13 protein-coding genes are annotated in these 15,846 nt (G+C 59.9%); 12 read left to right on the top strand and 1 reads right to left on the bottom strand.

Going from position 1 to position 15,846, the window contains the following annotated elements; genetic code table 11:
- Positions 1–16: 16 nt before the first annotated feature.
- Positions 17–1,078, bottom strand: coding sequence for an LLM class flavin-dependent oxidoreductase (locus tag U5A67_RS33005; protein WP_321817619.1), 1,062 nt, complete (start codon positions 1,076–1,078; stop codon positions 17–19).
- A gap of 326 nt (positions 1,079–1,404) precedes the next feature.
- Between U5A67_RS33005 and U5A67_RS33000 the strand changes: the two genes are divergently transcribed.
- The 12 genes from U5A67_RS33000 to U5A67_RS32945 all read left to right on the top strand — a co-directional run bounded on the left by U5A67_RS33000 (position 1,405) and on the right by U5A67_RS32945 (position 15,841).
- Positions 1,405–3,054, top strand: coding sequence for a long-chain fatty acid--CoA ligase (locus tag U5A67_RS33000; RefSeq protein WP_321817618.1), 1,650 nt, complete (start codon positions 1,405–1,407; stop codon positions 3,052–3,054).
- Between the two features lie 10 nt (positions 3,055–3,064).
- Positions 3,065–4,294, top strand: a complete 1,230-nt coding sequence (locus U5A67_RS32995; RefSeq protein ID WP_321817617.1) for an SDR family NAD(P)-dependent oxidoreductase — start codon at positions 3,065–3,067, stop codon at positions 4,292–4,294.
- Positions 4,295–4,309: 15 nt separating this feature from the next.
- A complete protein-coding gene (locus U5A67_RS32990) occupies positions 4,310–5,074 on the top strand; it encodes a carboxymuconolactone decarboxylase family protein (RefSeq protein ID WP_321817616.1) in 765 nt (254 codons plus the stop codon).
- Entirely contained in the window at positions 5,061–5,873 is an 813-nt protein-coding gene (locus U5A67_RS32985) for an SDR family oxidoreductase (protein WP_321817615.1), read from the top strand. The genes U5A67_RS32990 and U5A67_RS32985 overlap by 14 nt, the downstream gene beginning before the upstream one ends.
- Positions 5,874–5,918: 45 nt before the next feature.
- A complete protein-coding gene (locus tag U5A67_RS32980; RefSeq protein ID WP_321817614.1) occupies positions 5,919–6,692 on the top strand; it encodes an enoyl-CoA hydratase/isomerase family protein in 774 nt (257 codons plus the stop codon).
- 88 nt (positions 6,693–6,780) lie between these two features.
- Complete coding sequence (locus U5A67_RS32975; protein ID WP_321817613.1) at positions 6,781–9,069, top strand: acyl-CoA dehydrogenase family protein; 2,289 nt, start codon at positions 6,781–6,783, stop codon at positions 9,067–9,069.
- A gap of 60 nt (positions 9,070–9,129) precedes the next feature.
- Positions 9,130–11,229, top strand: coding sequence for an acetate--CoA ligase family protein (locus U5A67_RS32970; RefSeq protein WP_321817612.1), 2,100 nt, complete (start codon positions 9,130–9,132; stop codon positions 11,227–11,229).
- A gap of 76 nt (positions 11,230–11,305) precedes the next feature.
- Positions 11,306–11,890, top strand: a complete 585-nt coding sequence (locus U5A67_RS32965; protein WP_321817611.1) for a nuclear transport factor 2 family protein — start codon at positions 11,306–11,308, stop codon at positions 11,888–11,890.
- Positions 11,890–12,768 (top strand): SMP-30/gluconolactonase/LRE family protein, encoded by an 879-nt coding sequence (locus tag U5A67_RS32960; RefSeq protein ID WP_321817610.1) that lies wholly within the window; start codon positions 11,890–11,892, stop codon positions 12,766–12,768. Before U5A67_RS32965 ends, U5A67_RS32960 begins: the two co-directional genes overlap by 1 nt.
- A gap of 31 nt (positions 12,769–12,799) precedes the next feature.
- Positions 12,800–13,552 carry an SDR family NAD(P)-dependent oxidoreductase gene (locus U5A67_RS32955; protein WP_321817609.1) on the top strand — a complete coding sequence of 251 codons (753 nt, stop codon included), beginning with the start codon at positions 12,800–12,802 and terminating at the stop codon, positions 13,550–13,552.
- 208 nt (positions 13,553–13,760) lie between these two features.
- Positions 13,761–15,302 carry a methyl-accepting chemotaxis protein gene (locus U5A67_RS32950; RefSeq protein WP_321817719.1) on the top strand — a complete coding sequence of 514 codons (1,542 nt, stop codon included), beginning with the start codon at positions 13,761–13,763 and terminating at the stop codon, positions 15,300–15,302.
- Between the two features lie 140 nt (positions 15,303–15,442).
- A complete protein-coding gene (locus tag U5A67_RS32945) occupies positions 15,443–15,841 on the top strand; it encodes an AraC family transcriptional regulator (RefSeq protein ID WP_321817608.1) in 399 nt (132 codons plus the stop codon).
- The last annotated feature ends 5 nt before the right edge of the window (positions 15,842–15,846 follow it).

The following is a 15,846-nucleotide window of genomic DNA, read 5'->3' as shown; positions in this document are numbered from 1 at the left end:
ATTGATTGCTTTTGGATCAGGCCGTTGCTGTTTCGTTTCGCGCCAGTTCGTTGCGCACTGCAGGGATGATCTTGTCGCCCCAGAGTTCGATCTGCTTGAGCATCGTCTTCTGGTCACAGTCGCCGAGTTGCGTCTGCAGCGCGATGTGATCCGGCTTCAGGATTTCAATTTCCTGAAGCAGCTTGTCCACGACTTCGTTGACCGAACCAACCGGCAAATTCTCACGCAGCCGGTCGAGCGTCATGTCGACGGCACACGGCGTTTCCTTGATGAGGTAGCCGTCGTCGACGTCCATGCGGCGATCCTTCAGCGATTCGGAAATACGACGCGCCCAGCGTGCGGAATCCAGATACGCATCGACTTCGGCCTTGCTGTCCGATGCGAAGCCGCAACGCAGGAAGCCAATCTTCGTCTTGCTGAGATCCTTGCCCAGTTGCGAAGCCACATCTTCAAGCCGGCCGCGCAGCCCGCGTAGTGCATCGTTGCCGCCGTGCAGAACCGTCGTGAACAAGTTGGCGTTTTCGTTGAATGCGCGCCCCAGCGTGCCCGGATTCATCGACGTGATCCACAGCGGCACCCTTTCCTGAATGGTGCGGATCGCAACCGAAGTCGGCAGCATTTCGAAATGCTTGCCTTTGTACTCGAAGACCTTCTCGTTCAGCCCGCGGTTAATGATGTCCCAGATTTCGTGGAAGATTTCACCCGACGTCGGGAGATCCGAGCCGAAGCGCTCGAATTCGAATTGCTGGTAACCCGAGCCGATACCCAACTCCAGACGGCCGTCGGATAGCGTGTCGGCAAGACCGATTTCAGCCAGCAAGCGTGCAGGATGGTAGAGCGGAAGAATGCACACTGCCGAACCAAGGCGAATCTTGTTCGTCCTGGCCGCTGCGTGAGCAATCGTCATCAGCGGCGACGGAGACAGCGAGTAATTGTTGAAGTGGTGCTCGGCGTACCAGGCGGCGTCGAAACCCGCCTGCTCGGCCACGACTGTCTGCTCGATGGTGTTGTGAATGACGCTCTGCGATGTCTGAGCGTAACTGCGCTGTTGCGCGAGAAGAAATACCCCAAATTCCAAGATGGCATCTCCGTTGTAATGGTAAGTGATTTACTGCCTGGAACTCAGTCTGAAGCGGATTCTAAGCAGTTCATCGAACATCACACAATCGAAAATTTTCTCGTTCTGTATTGCGGATTTGACATCAATACCCGGCCAATTGCGGCGCTTCTGTGTAGTAAAGTGATTTCGCCCAGGGAGGGATATTTCCGGTGCAAATTCGGCATTAACCCCAATGGTTGAGCAGTAGGTTTCCTGTATATGGCGCGTTGCGGCGCGGTTTTCCTGATCGGACAAACCGCGCTCATGGAGTGAGACTTTATTTAGACAAATAAAACAGGACGACAATGAACGGACTGATGCAACAACGGCAGCTTCTGATCTCCGATTTGATCGAGCACGCGGCCAGCAACCATAGCGATCAAGAGATCGTGTCCCATCTGGGCGAGGGTCATGTCCATCGATATACGTGGTCTGCCGCTTGTCGCCGCTCTAAGCAGGTTGCAAACCTCATCCAGGCGCTGGGTGTGACCGCCGGCCAGCGCGTCGCTACGCTGGCGTGGAATACCCACCGCCACCTTGAACTCTATTACGGGGTTTGCGGCACCGGCGCAGTCCTGACCACCGTGAACCCAAGACTGTTCGCAGAACAGATCATCTATATCCTGAATCACTCCGGAAGCACCCATGTGTTCTTCGATGTGAACCTAGCCCGGCTCGTGGCGGAGATCGCGCCACACTGCCCGCATATTCAAGGCTTCATCGCCCTGTGCGAAGCGGATCAGATGCCCGACATCGTGGTTCCCGGCCTCGCCTGCTATGAATCGCTGATGGCCGGGAGCAGCGATGTCTATACGTGGCCGCAATTTGACGAAAATAGCGCATCGTCCATGTGCTATACCTCGGGCACGACGGGCAAACCCAAGGGCGTGCTGTATAGCCATCGTTCGACGGTATTGCACGCCATGTCGTCTTGCATGGCCGATAGCTTCGCGATCAGTGCGCGCGACAGCATCCTCCTGATCGTGCCCATGTTCCATGTGAACGGCTGGGGCATTCCCCATTCGTCGGCAATGGCCGGTGCCAGAGTCATTCTTCCGGGCGCACAACTGTCTGGCGAGCATGTGTACTCGATACTGCGCGACGAGCAATGCACCGTGTCGTGCGGTGTTCCGACCGTCTGGATGTCGCTGCTCGAGTACGCAGAAGGCGTGGATGCGGAACAGCGTCGGCGCGACATCGTCGTCACCCGCTTTCTCTCGGGCGGGTCTGCTGCGCCGCGTCGAATCATCGAAAAGTTCGAGGCCTATTTCGGTGTCTGGTTGTGTCAGGCATGGGGTATGACTGAAACGAGTCCGGTCGTTACCGTCAATACTCCGCCGCCCAGGCGCCACGATCTGACGCTCGAAGAACGCTTCGATCTCCAGATGCTTGCCGGTCGCGCGCTGCCGGGCACCGAAATCGAGATCTTCGACGACGCAGGCAATCGCCTTCCTCACGATGGCCAGACCACCGGTCAATTGAAAGTACGCGGTCACTGGATTGCCCGCGCCTATTACCAGCACGAGGATGACGCATGGGATGCGAATGACTGGTTCGCGACCGGCGACATGGCGAGCTTGAACGCCGATGGTTATCTGAAGATCACGGATCGCGCGAAAGATGTGATCAAGTCGGGCGGTGAATGGATTTCGTCTCTGGACCTGGAAAGCGCAGCGCTCAGCCATCCTGCGATTGAAGAAGCCGCTGTCATTGGTCTGCGCCACTCGCACTGGCAAGAGCGCCCGCTACTCATCGCGGTGAAGCGCAAGGAAATGGACGTGACGGCTGACGAAGTGCGGGAACACATGCGCCATTACGTTGCCAGGTGGTGGCTTCCCGACGATGTGGTGTTCGTGGATTCTATCCCCCATACCGCGACCGGCAAGCTCTACAAGGTTCCGCTGCGCAAGCAATTCGAGAGTTTCAGATTTTCCACCGATGTCGAAAATGCTTGAGGATGTGCATATGCATTCCCAGAAGACCGTTCTTATCACTGGGTCCGCTTCCGGTATCGGCTATGCGAGCGCCCTGCGCTTCGCCAGGGCTGGCTGGCGCTGTGTGCTGGTGGATTACCAGGCCGAAGCATTACAGGCCTTGATCGGGACAATGGCGCGGGTGGGCGAGCCGCATCTGATTCGCGTCGTCGATTTGATGGAGCCTGCAGCCATCGCGGCACTGGCTGCGGATATGCCCTATCTCGACGCGATCATCAACAATGCGGGCATGTCGGACAGCACGCAATTGCCGCTCACGGCAATGACGCAGGAGCAGTTTGCGCCCCTCGTCCGGCTGAATCTGGATGCACCCCGGCTGATTTTCCAGGCGCTGAAAAAAAGGCTCAAACCGCACGGCCGTGTCGTCAATGTATCGTCGGGCGCTGGTTTGCATGCGATTCCGTTTCGTGGCGCGTATTCACCGACCAAGACCGGCGTTATCGCCTTCACGCAAGCGCTGGCCGCGGCACGCCCGGACCTCGGCGTGACCGCGCTGTGCCCGGGTTTTGTGCGTACCGAAATCGTGCGCCGCCTGATTGAATCGGGGCGCCTCGATCCGGTCCGCGCGGCAGGCAAGACGCCCCTCGGTCGTATTGCGGAACCGGTCGAACTGGCTGAAGCCCTGTTCTTCCTCGCGAGCGAAGGCGCGCTCCCGCTCTCCGGCGCCGCTGTGTCGGTGGATGGCGCGGCGTCGGTCTACGGCGGGTCCATCCAGTGCGCCCCGGCCGCGTACGAGGTCCTGCCCATGGATGCAGAAACCGCCATCGACGTCTTGGGCGTCGCGGCGGCCGCGAAGCAAAACTGGATGTCATTGCAAACCGACCATAGGGAAGCCTGCTACAAGGCGGTGATTGACGCGTCCGTGCTGAACGCGCCGGATGGCCAGCGCCTGAATGCGGCGCATGAAGCGGCAAAGCGATTTGCGCTCGCTCATACGCACAACGCAAGCCTGACGCTCCTGCTGCCCACGCAGACCCAAAACTGGGCTACCTGCGGTGACGAAGCGGCAGCGCGGATGTTCGTCGCGACACAGGCCTGCGAATGGGGCTCAAAAGGTCTGCGCATCAATTCGCTCGAAGTTCACGCCCATACCCCCGTCTCACAGGTACAGCCCATTGCCCGCTATATGGCGAGCGCGGCGGCACAGTTTTTGACGGGCCAGGCGTGGACGATGGCCCCTGGAATGGCAGAAATCCAATAACAAACGGAGACGCTGATGGCGCAATCAGTGGAACAAGAACGGACCAAGCAAAAGTTTATCGCCGCACGCGGTTACTGGCGCCCGTGGACCGATGCCATTCTGAAACTCCATCCCGACTTTCTCGAACGGTATGCGGACTATGCGGGTCAGCCGGCAAGAAAGGGCCCGCTCAGTCCACGGATGGTGGAGCTTGTTTACGTCGCGCTCGATGCATCGTCGGCTCATATGTATGGGCCGGGTCTTTCGACCCATCTCAAAGGTGCCTTGAATGCGGGGGCAACACCTTCTGATGTACTCGATGTGCTCCATCTGGTGGCAACGCAGGGCCTGGAAGCGGTCTTTGCCAGTACGGCGATTCTTGGCCAGGAACTTGACTCGCAACTGCCGGGAGAGCGCCGATCCGCCGGTATTCCGGCTGGAGAGGCATTCAAGGCCGCTTATCCGGTCGCAGCGTCATGGATCGAATACCTCGCGCAGTTCGACGCGGAGTACGCCCAGGTTGTGACGGACTTCATGCAATTCGGCGGCACGGGCAAAGGTTTGAGCGCTAACGAACGTCTACTCGTTCAGATCGCTTTGAATGCCTGTTTCACTGCGTTTAATCCCGAAGCTGTGCGTCTGCATATTCGTGCAGCTTTGAATACCGGCATATCCGCTTCTGAAATTCTCCAGGTGATTCAGCTTGGCGCGCATCTTTCGGTGCATGGCACTGCCTTGGGTGCTGTCTCTCTTAACGAAATCATCGAATCGGTCGACGAGAAAAGTCATGAGTCACAGTGAAAATTCCCTGTCCTGGCTGGGACTCTCCGGACGCATTTGCGTGGTCACGGGCGGAGCTGGCGGCATCGGTTCGGATACCGCGAAGCAAATGGCCGCCGCGGGCGCGAAAGTCGCCATCCTGGATCGAACCCGCGAAAGCTGTCATGAGGTCCTGAATCATATTCAATTGGCTGGAGGCACGGCGATCGCCGTCGGCTGTGACGTGTCCGACGCCGCTTCTGTCGCGCTTGCCGCTGCAACGGTGTTCCGCGAATTCGGCCCCGCTGAGGTTCTCGTCAACAACGCGGGGATTGGCGGCGGCGGGCGTGTCGCGCTGCTCGATGCAACGCTCGACGAATGGCAGCGTCTGCTGTCGGTCAATCTGACGGGCGCGTTTCTCTGCGCACAGGCGTTCGGCGCGCACATGCGCGACGCGGGCAAAGGCGGAACCATGGTGCATGTGGCGTCTATCGGCGCCGATATCGCCATTCCCAAGGGCATTGCGTATAGCGTGAGCAAAGCCGGCGTTCTGATGCTGTCCAAACAGCTTTGTCTGGAACTCGCCCCATATGGAATTCGCAGTAATTGCGTGAGTCCCGGCCTGGTTCGAACGCCTATGAGCGAGGCTTATTACCAGGACGAAGCTCGATTGCGCGCGCGCAATGAAGCGGTACCCAGCGGCCGGATTGCAACGTCGAAAGACATGGCAGAGGCGATTCTTTTTTTGTCCAGCGATCGGTCCAGCTATGTCAATGGCGAAGACCTGCTGATCGATGGAGGTTTGAGCCAGGTTGTGATGGCAAATATTCCGCGCGTCTGAATCATCGAATGCACAGTACTCGCACTTTATAAAGGAATCTGGAAAATGGAATTCAATACCCTCCTCGTTGAAATCAAAGACAAGATCGCACTCGTTACGCTCAATCGCCCGGAGAAGCGCAACGCCCAGAACGCCGAAATGCGCAATGAGATCATCGATTGTTTCGACGTGCTCGGCGCGCGTGAAGACGTGTCGGTCATCGTGGTGACGGGTGCGGGTTCCGCGTTCTCGGCCGGTGCCGACATCAGCGATCGCAAGGATCTTTCGAAACCTGGCGCGTTCCCCAAGCATCACCGTATCGTCCGCGAATCGGCGTATGCGATCCGCGAATGCCCGAAGCCCATCATTGCCGCGATCAATGGCGCGGCAATGGGCGCCGGTTTCGGCATCGTCATGAATTCGGATATCTGGGTGGCGTCGGAAGACGCTTATGTTTCGATGCCGGAAATCAACGTAGGCCTGGCTGGCGGGGTCTCGTTCCTGAACCGCATTTTTGGGCAATCGCGCGCCCGCCGCATGTTCTACACGGGCATGAAAGTTTCGGGTCATGAACTGTATCGCCTCGGCCTCGTGGAAGCGTGCACGACGAAGGAAGAACTGCTGCCCTTCGCGATGGAAATCGCGAGGGAAATCGCCTCGAAATCGCCAGTGGCGCTGCGTCTTGCGAAGGAAGCGGCGCGTATGACCGAGAACATGCCGCTGCGCGAAGCCTATCGCTACGAGCAGGGCAACACCGAATTCCTGTCCAAAACCGAAGACTCGAAGGAAGCACAGCGCGCCTTCCTCGAAAAGCGCGAGCCGGTGTACGTCGGCCGCTAATCGAACGGGCAGCTACACGATCTGTGGCGCCCTGCGACCGGCCCGGCCTCCCAATTTGATTTAGTAAGGCTAATTATTTATGAGTGAAATGGATCAAGTACGGGACGAAGCATTCTATGCGGCGTTCCGCAAAGAAATCGCCGATCACATCGAAGCGTATGTTCCCGCCGAGGTACGTGCTGCAACGCGCGCCAACAAGAAGCTGGGGCGCGAACTCCTGAGCCAATACACCGCGGCCATGGCCAAAGGCGGGCTCGGCTATTCGGCGCCGGGCTGGACCACGACGTTCGGCGGCCCGGGCTGGGACGTGATGCAGCGCCTGATCTTCGAAGAAGTGACGGCGGCAATGGACTGCCCGCAGCTGTATCACCACGGCATCGGCCACATTGGTCCCGTGATCCAGGCATTCGGCACGGACGAGCAGAAAGCACGCTTCCTGCCGCCGATCATCGACGGCTCAGAATGGTGGTGCCAGGGCTATTCGGAGCCGGGCGCGGGCTCCGATCTGGCCTCGCTCAAGACCGCTGCGGTTCTGGACGATACCGGCGAGCACTACATCGTCAACGGCCAGAAGATCTGGACGTCGCACGCTCAGGAAGCGGACATCATGTACACGCTCGTGCGAACGAGCAACGAAGGCAAGCGTCAGGAAGGCATCACGCTGCTGCTGATTCCGATGAACACGCCGGGTATCGAAGTTCGGCCGATTCACACGATCGACCAGTGGCACCACGTCAACGAAGTGTTCCTGAAAGACGTCAAGGTGCCCGTGTTCAATCGCATCGGCGCCGAGGGTCAGGGCTGGTCGTACGGCAAATTTCTGCTTGACCGCGAACGGTTGAGCCCGGCGCTGATGCCACGGCTGCTGCGTCACGTTCAGCAGGTAACCGAACTGGTTCAGGACAAGATCAAGGAAAAAGGCGCGACGCCTTCGCTGCTGAAGGCCGTCGATCGCCTGCTCGACGTCGAAGCCGGTGCCTACGGTACGCGTGAAATCCTGCTGTCCGCCATCAAGGAAGACATGGCCGGCACGCTTCAGTCGTCCAAGTCGTCGGCGCTGAAAATGGCATGCTCGAAACAAAGCCAGGAAGTGACGTCGATTGCCATGGACGTACTCGGTCCCGAGTACGCGGCCCGCCTTCTCCCGCTGCTGCCGCTGGCAACGGCCGAAGACGAACTGAATCTCGAACGCAACTTCGTCCATACCTACCTGTTCTACCGTTCGCGCACGCTCGCCGGCGGTTCGACGGAAGTCCAGAAGAACATCATCGCGAAATCGATCATGGGCGTGGGCTATGCCGTGAGCAATATGTTCCAGGGCGATATGTTCGACTCGTCGGCGCGCCTTGCCGCTGCTGCCGAAACGCAGAAGGGCAATGCCGTCGACGGCAAAGCCTCCGGCAAATGGCAACAAGCGCTCGAACTGGGCTGGCAATCGGTGCTGGTTTCGGAAGACAACGGTGGCGTCGGCGCGACGCTCACGGACCTCGCTGGCATCGTTGAAGCGGCCTCGCGCTATACCAACGTGGCGCCGCTGGTCGAGCGTTGCGCCGTGGCGCCGGTGCTGCTCGAAGCCGCGGCTGCGGCACCGATCGTGGGCCCGCTGCTCGAGCAACTGCTCAGCGGCGAAGTTTCGGTGTCGCCGGTTCTTCAATCGGCATCGGGCACACCGCTCCAGGCCGCTACGGTCAGCCTGGATGGCAACATCCTGCGAGGTGCAATCCTCGGTTCGAACGAAAGCGAACCGGCAACGCACCTCATCTTCAACGCGTCGACCGCCGACGGCCAGGCCGTGTTGCTGATCGCACGTTCGCGTCTGGCTGATCGCGCCCAGTTCTTCGGCGGTATCGACGGCACGGTGACCGTGGACTACGCGGTCGACGGCCTCGAAGTCAGCGAAGACGAAATCGTGCTGGTCGGCGCCGCCGCCCATGTCGCGGTCAATCAGGCCCTGCAGATCGGCGCACTGCTCTCATGCGTGCAGATCGTGGGCGCCGTCGGCGCCAAGGTCGAGCAGACGATCCAGTATCTCAACGACCGCGTGCAGTTCGGCAAGCCGCTGGCGGTTCATCAGGTGCTTCAGCATAGCGTCGTGGATTGCTATGTGGCGTACGAAGGTATCAAAGGTCAAGTCGCGCGCCTGATCGAAGGCTTCAACGGCAGCGATGACTGCGCGATCGACCGCCTGGTAATACTAAGCAAAATGTTCTGCGCAGGCGTTGCGAAGGATGTGGGCCACGCGGTCATGCAGATGCACGGCGGCATGGGTATGACGGTGGAAATGCCGGCCACGCAGCTTTGCATGCAGTCACGCACGGCTGCGGAACGGTTCGGCAACCGTAGCCAATGTCTCGACTGGCTCGTCGCCCACGTCTGAAGCCGGCTTGATTCAGGCTCCCCGGCGTGACCGGGGAGCACTCGACCTTACTCGCACACCATGACCTCTTCCACTCTCAGCGCATTGTTCGACGCACGATCGGTTGCCGTTATCGGCGCTTCGTCCGATCCAGACCGCATTGGCGGTCGCGTACTGCGATTCCTTCGCGAATCCGGCTATCAAGGCACATTGTTTCCGATTAACCGCAGCGGCGCGGAAATTCAGGGTCTCGCGGCCTACCCGTCGATCCTCGATACACCCGAAGTGCCCGATCAAGCGATCATCGTGGTTCCAACCGGCGCCGTGGAAACCGCATTGCGCGATGCCATCCAGAAGGGTGTCAAATCCGTCGTCATCCTGACCGCGGGTTTCGCCGAGATCAATGCGGAAGGCCGCGCCGTTCAGGACCGTCTGGCGGCGATGTGCAAGGCCTCCGGCGTTCGCATGGTCGGGCCGAACTCGCTGGGTTTGCTGAACATCGAATCGCGTCTGTTTTCCACGTTCTCAGTCGTGCTCTATGGCATCAGCCCGAAGCCCGGCAACATCGCGCTGGCGACGCAGTCGGGCGCCTTCGGTTCCGCGTTGTACGGTGCGGCTACGTTGCGCGGCATGGGCTTCAGCAAGATCGTGGCGACCGGCAACGAAGCCGATGTCGATGTCGCGGAAGCCATCGACTATCTGGCCGACGATCCGTCCACCTCCGTCATCATGGCCGCGCTCGAATCGGCGAAAGACGGTCAGAAGCTGCGCCGCGCCCTGCTCAAAGCGGCCAGGGCGCAAAAGCCGGTCATTATCATGAAGGTCGGGCGCTCCGAACTCGGAGCCGCGGCGGCTGCAACCCACACGGGTTCACTTGCTGGCAACGACGCCGCCTACGACGCCGTGTTCGCCGAGTGCGGTGCGTATCGCGCCCCGTCGCAGGAAGCGATGCTGGACATCGCGTATCTGATCTCGACCACGGGCCATTTGCCGGTCAACAACGAACTGGGCGTGCTCACGTCGTCCGGCGGTATCGGCGTAATGGTTGCAGACGCGTGCGGGGATTCCGGCCTCACGATGCCCGCCCTGCCCGAAACCGCCAGGACAGCGATGCTTGAACTGCTGCCGTTTGTCGTCGCTGCGAACCCACTGGACGTGACGGCGCAAATCACCTCCGTGAAGAACGGCACAGTCCGCGCGCTGGACGTCATGCTCTCGAACAGCGGCTACGGCACCACGCTGGCGTATCTGGCGTCGGCGGGACTCGCGCCTGCATCGTTCAAGACGAATTACGAGCAGCCGTTTGCCGAACTCAAGGCCCGGCACCCGCAACGCGATGTCATCGTGGTCACGCTTTCCGTGCCCGAAGTCGACCGCGAACTCGAAAAGATCGGCATTCCGGTTTTCAATGACGCCACGCGCGCCACGCTCGCATTGGGCGCAGCAGCGACGATCCGCGCGCGTTGGGCGAATCTCTACGAACCGGCCGATGCGAATCGCGAGGCTTATACGCTCGGGGACGTGAGCACGGAAGCGCTGGCCAAGGAAGCATTGGCCGAAGCCGGTCTGCCGGTGCCGCAGGACGTCCTTGCGATCGACGCCGATGCTGCGGTTGCCGCGGCCGATGCAATGGGCTACCCCGTGGTGCTCAAGATCGTGAGTCCGCAGATCGTGCACAAGACCGAGGTCGGCGGCGTCGTGCTGAACGTGAGGAACGCCGACGCGGTACGCGCAGCGCACCAGCAGATTCTGGACAGCGTGCGTGTCCACGTACCCGACGCACAGATCGACGGCATGCTCGTGTGCCCGATGATCGTGGGTGGCACGGAAATGATCCTCGGCGTGAACAACGATGCCACCTTTGGCCCGATGATTCTCGTGGGCGCTGGCGGAGTCAACACCGAACTCTATAAAGACGTTTCGCTGGTCTCTGCCCCGCTCACACAAGCACGCGCACGTCAAGCAATCGACAAGGTGAAGGCAACGGCATTGCTCAAAGGCTGGCGTGGCTCGGCGCCGAAGGACATGGACGCACTGGTGACGGCAATGATCAAGCTTTCGGATTTCGCGTTGAATCACCCGGAAGTCATGAGTGTGGATGTCAATCCGCTGGTCGTGCGTGAAGCCAGTGCCGCGGTGCTCGACGCTGTGATCATCAAGCATCCTGAAGCGGCGCTTTAATCTGATTTTTAATTCTCCTTAAAGCCGCGCACGTTGCCGCGCGACGCGGCCATTCTCCTCCCACGCCAGGAATCACATGAGCCAATCTGAACTCCCGAATCGAGCCGTGCAAGCGCTGCTTGACCGCGAAGCGATTCGCGAATGCCTCTATCGCTATTGTCGTGGCGTGGATCGGGGCGACGAAATTGCCCTGCGCGCAACCTATTGGAACGATGCAACGGACCGTCATGGTCCCTATCAAGGCACAGCATCGGGATTCTGCGATTGGGCAATGGAGTCGCTGAAAACCGCCGGTCGTATGGTCCATATGATCGGCAACATCATGATCGAATTGCACGGCGACCGCGCATTGGCCGAAAGCTATTTCCACGCCGTTCAGGAAGATCGAAAGACCGCCGAAAAACCCACGGAAGTCGTGCTCTATGGGCGCTATATCGATCGTTTCGAAAGGCGCGGCGACGAATGGAAAGTCGCGGCACGCACTGTCGTCTACGACTGGAGCCGCACGACGCCTATCGAAGCCGCGACCGAAACTGAAATGTTTGGAACAGCTCGACGTCCGTTGGGGCTGCGCTACCCGGCAGATACGCTCTATGAAGCGCGCGCCGATCTTCTGGCGCTCAATGCAGTGGAAGTGGAAAGCACCGGCAAGCAAGCATAATGACCAATCATTCTATCGACGTTATCGGAACATCCCGCGACGCACTGGGCGAGTGCCCGCTATGGGATGATCGCAGGCAAATCCTCTATTGGATCGATTCCCACGCATGCCAGGTAAAAGCGCGTGATCCGAAAACCGAATCCGTGCGCGAATGGAAACTCCCCGCACAGATCGGCTCCATCGCCTTATGCGAAAGTGGCCGCATTCTTGTCGCACTCGCTCACAGCCTTTGCTTTCTCGATCCCGAAACTGGCGACATCACGCACTTTGTCGATGTCGTGCATCCCGCAGAAGGTATGCGGCTCAACGACGGTCGCGTCGATCGTGAAGGCCGCTTTGTGGTTGGCTCGATGGCGCTCGGACGCCGGGAGCCGGTGGGCGAACTGTATCAACTCGACCGCCACGGCAATCTGAAGGTTCTGGAAACGGGGATTTGCGTCACCAATTCCACCTGCTTTAGTCCCGATGGCGAGCACCTCTACTTTTCAGACAGCCTCAGCCATCAGTTGCGCCGCTATCGCTATGACTCGGCCTCCGCGACGATGAGCGAAAGGACGCTGTTCGTCGACACAACGTCGCTGAAATCGGGTCCCGACGGTGCCACGATCGATGCAAACGGCAATCTCTGGACGGCAATGGTGATCTCGGGCCAGTTGGCCCGCTTCGCTCCTGACGGCCAACTCGATCTTCTGATCGACTTGCCGACGGTCTATCCGACCTGCCCGGCAATTGGTGGCGCGGAACTCGACACGATCTTTGTGACGAGCATCAGCAATAGCGGGAACGCTCTCAAGAGCGACAACCCAAATGCGGGCGCAGTCGTCGCGGTCACGGGTAGTGGCGTGCGCGGCCTGCCGGAATGCCGGTTTAAAGACTAGTGAACCCATTAAACAATATTCAGGAATAGAAATGACCCAGAAGCTGGAAGGAAAAATCGCGCTTGTGACCGGCGGCGCTCAAGGCATTGGTCGCGCCATCGTCAATAAATTCGTTCGCGAGGGCGCTATCGTTGGCATTCTGGATCGTGACCTCGACAAGGCCCAATCCGCCGCCGATGAAATCAAGTCTCAGGGCGGCACCGCCTACGCTTTCGGCGGTAATGTGGCCGAACGCGAAACGATTTTCAACGCGGCGGGCGGCCTGGTCGACGCCGCCGGTCGCATCGACGTCATCGTGAGCAATGCGATGTGGGTTCGTTATGCGCCCGTTCTCGAGATCACCGAGAAAGACCTTTCGATGATGACGGGCACAGGTTTCAATTCGGTGGTGTGGGGGATTCAGGCTGCGGCCCATTACATGAAGGAAGGCGGCTCGGTCGTCAACATCGCTTCATCGTCGGGTTTGATTGGCTTACCCAAGGCGCTCATCTATTGCGGCGTGAAAGCCGGTGTGCTCGGGCTGATGCGCGCGGCCGCTGCGGAATTGGGCCCGCGCGGCATTCGTGTGAATTCGGTTGCTCCAGGCTACACGGAGACCGAAGGCGTGGCCAAAAACGTCAGCGAAGAAACGCGCAAGCTGCGCCAGGCAAAGACCCCAATGCCGCGTCTGGGCCAGCCTGAAGACATCGCCAATGCGACCTGCTTTCTGGCCAGTGACGAAGGCTCGTTCGTCAATGGTGAATGCGTTCGCGTTGACGGAGGTTCGGCCATTGCCTATCTGTAGCCGCCGGGCGTTTAAACCCAAGGAAAAATGGGCAAGTCAGGAGCACTGAACCTGTGCGCCATCTGATTCCCTGGCAGTGACTTGCGAATCGCTTATCGCGGGCTGAGGCACCCTTCAGCCCGCGTGATTCCGGACGATAAAACGCTGACGCGCGCCGCGGTCCATGGCGATCGCGATCAGCAAATAACAGTTCGGAGACAGCAACGTGATGCAGAGAATCAGCTTTAAGACGACCTTGTGGAGCACGGTCTTTTTCGTGTGGTTGAGCCTGATCGCGCTTTCCGTCACGAACGCCATCCAGACGCGCGAACTAATGATGCGCGACCGCGAGGCCGCGCTCCGTGAACAGGTGCAATCGGCACTGAGTATTGTCAATGCTTATCGCGCTGCCGCCCAGGCGGGCACACTTTCCACGCCAGAAGCGAAGCGGCGGGCGCTCGCGCAATTGCGCGTCGTGCGATACGGCACGAATGGCTATCTGCTGGTGGTCGATTCGTCGATGCTGCAATTGCTGAATCCCGTGCGCCCCGAACTCGAAAACCGCATCAACGATCTCATCGACGAAACCGGCAAGCACTTCACCGCCGAAATTGTCCGGCATGGCATCGACGGAACCCACATCACGACCTATCGCTTTCCGAAGCCAGGTCAAACACGCGCCGAACCGAAAATCGCCTATGGCGATTATCTCAAGGACTGGGATTGGCACGTCTACACGGGCGCCTACGTAGACGACATCGACAGCGCATTTTATGCCCGGCTCGTGCGCGAACTCGCCGTGGTCTGCGCCGTGGGTCTTGCGCTCACGTTCGTCATGAGCGGCATCATTCGCCGCGTACTCGGCGCGCTCGGCGGCGATCCCCAAACTGTGGCGCGTCTGTGCGAGCGCATCGCCCAGGGCGATCTGACCGTCCCGGTCACGCCGCGCGACGGCGACACGCACAGCCTGGTGGCATCGGTGCGGACCATGCAGGAGCGTCTCTCGGCGGCCATCGACGCCGTCAAGCGTTCCGCAGACTCCATTGTGGGCGCGACCGATGAAATCGCCGCGGGCAATGCCGATCTTTCCGCCCGCACCGAAGCTCAGGCAGCAGCGCTCGAACAGACGGCCGCCAGCATGGAGCAACTCACCTCGACCGTGCAGCAGAATTCGACCAACGCCGAGACCGCCAGCGGCTTTGCTGCGCGCGCGCACGAAGTCGCGCTCGAATGCAGCGATATCGTCTCGCGCGTGGTGAATTCGATGAGCGACATCGATCGCAGTGCCGCGCGCATCGGCGAGATTATCGGCATGATCGAGAGCATCGCGTTCCAGACCAATATCCTCGCGCTGAACGCGGCGGTCGAAGCAGCGCGCGCGGGCGAACAGGGGCGCGGGTTTTCCGTCGTCGCGTCGGAGGTCCGCGCTCTGGCGCAACGTTCATCGGCGGCGGCCAAGGATGTGCGCGCCATGATCGGCAGTTCCGCGTCGAGCGTGCGCGAAGGCAACGATGCCGTCGTGCTCGCCGGCGACGCGATGCAGCGGGTACGCGGCGCGATCGCGCGAGTCGCGGAATTGATGGGCGAGATTGCGGCCGCGTCGCAGGAACAGAGCCGCGGCATCGATCAGGTCAATCAGGCCGTCACACAGATGGACGAGAACACCCAGCAAAATGCAGCACTAGTCGAAGAGGCATCCGCGGCTGCGCATTGTCTGCGTGGCCAGGCGCACGATTTGATGGCTTCCGTGGCAGCGTTTCGTACGGCATAAGCCAGAGCAGAGTCCTTTTCCGGCGGGCGTTCTTGATTTCCGGGCAAGTATGTTTTGACCGACGGACGCTTTACGCATGGCAGCAGGTCGGGCAGAGTCTGAGGGTCAACGGCTTATGAAACAGAACAACAAGCGCACCCGTGAAATCCGCATACTCCACCAACGTCGGCGCGCCAACTCGCCCGCCCGCCTCTGACTGCTGGGTCTCCGTCGCGCTGCATCTTCTCGGTGCCGATTTAAGCGACGCATTGGCGATAGCGGATGTCGCCGCTTGCGTGCGCATGTCCAAGGCGCATTTCTTCGGAGCCTTCCGGGAAAAGGTGGGACATACGCCGCATCAATGGCGGCTAAGACAACGCATTGCAGCGGCACAAAGCGACCTGATCAATCAGCCGCTGAAAACATCGGATGTCGCCCATAAATACGGTTTCAGCGATCAGGCGCACTTCAGCCGTGTATTCAAGCGATTTGTCGGAGAATCGCCGCGCTCGTGGCAGTCGCGAATGAAATTCGCGACTGCAGTCCCGTCCTGCGAATAGCGTCA

The organism is Paraburkholderia sp. J69-1 (assembly GCF_905220255.1).
Taxonomy (GTDB): Bacteria; Pseudomonadota; Gammaproteobacteria; order Burkholderiales; family Burkholderiaceae; genus Paraburkholderia.
The sequence above is the reverse complement of the archived record's forward strand: the minus strand, read 5'-3'. Positions and strand labels throughout refer to the sequence as shown.

Excerpts from the sequence above, each read along its gene's own strand:
- U5A67_RS33000 (WP_321817618.1), top strand. The coding sequence starts at position 1,405 with ATGAACGGACTGATGCAACAACGGCAGCTTCTGATCTCCGATTTGATC.
- U5A67_RS32995 (WP_321817617.1), top strand. The coding sequence starts at position 3,065 with ATGCATTCCCAGAAGACCGTTCTTATCACTGGGTCCGCTTCCGGTATC.
- U5A67_RS32990 (WP_321817616.1), top strand. The coding sequence starts at position 4,310 with ATGGCGCAATCAGTGGAACAAGAACGGACCAAGCAAAAGTTTATCGCC.
- U5A67_RS32985 (WP_321817615.1), top strand. The coding sequence starts at position 5,061 with ATGAGTCACAGTGAAAATTCCCTGTCCTGGCTGGGACTCTCCGGACGC.
- U5A67_RS32980 (WP_321817614.1), top strand. The coding sequence starts at position 5,919 with ATGGAATTCAATACCCTCCTCGTTGAAATCAAAGACAAGATCGCACTC.
- U5A67_RS32975 (WP_321817613.1), top strand. The coding sequence starts at position 6,781 with ATGGATCAAGTACGGGACGAAGCATTCTATGCGGCGTTCCGCAAAGAA.
- U5A67_RS32970 (WP_321817612.1), top strand. The coding sequence starts at position 9,130 with ATGACCTCTTCCACTCTCAGCGCATTGTTCGACGCACGATCGGTTGCC.
- U5A67_RS32965 (WP_321817611.1), top strand. The coding sequence starts at position 11,306 with ATGAGCCAATCTGAACTCCCGAATCGAGCCGTGCAAGCGCTGCTTGAC.
- U5A67_RS32960 (WP_321817610.1), top strand. The coding sequence starts at position 11,890 with ATGACCAATCATTCTATCGACGTTATCGGAACATCCCGCGACGCACTG.
- U5A67_RS32955 (WP_321817609.1), top strand. The coding sequence starts at position 12,800 with ATGACCCAGAAGCTGGAAGGAAAAATCGCGCTTGTGACCGGCGGCGCT.
- U5A67_RS32950 (WP_321817719.1), top strand. The coding sequence starts at position 13,761 with ATGCAGAGAATCAGCTTTAAGACGACCTTGTGGAGCACGGTCTTTTTC.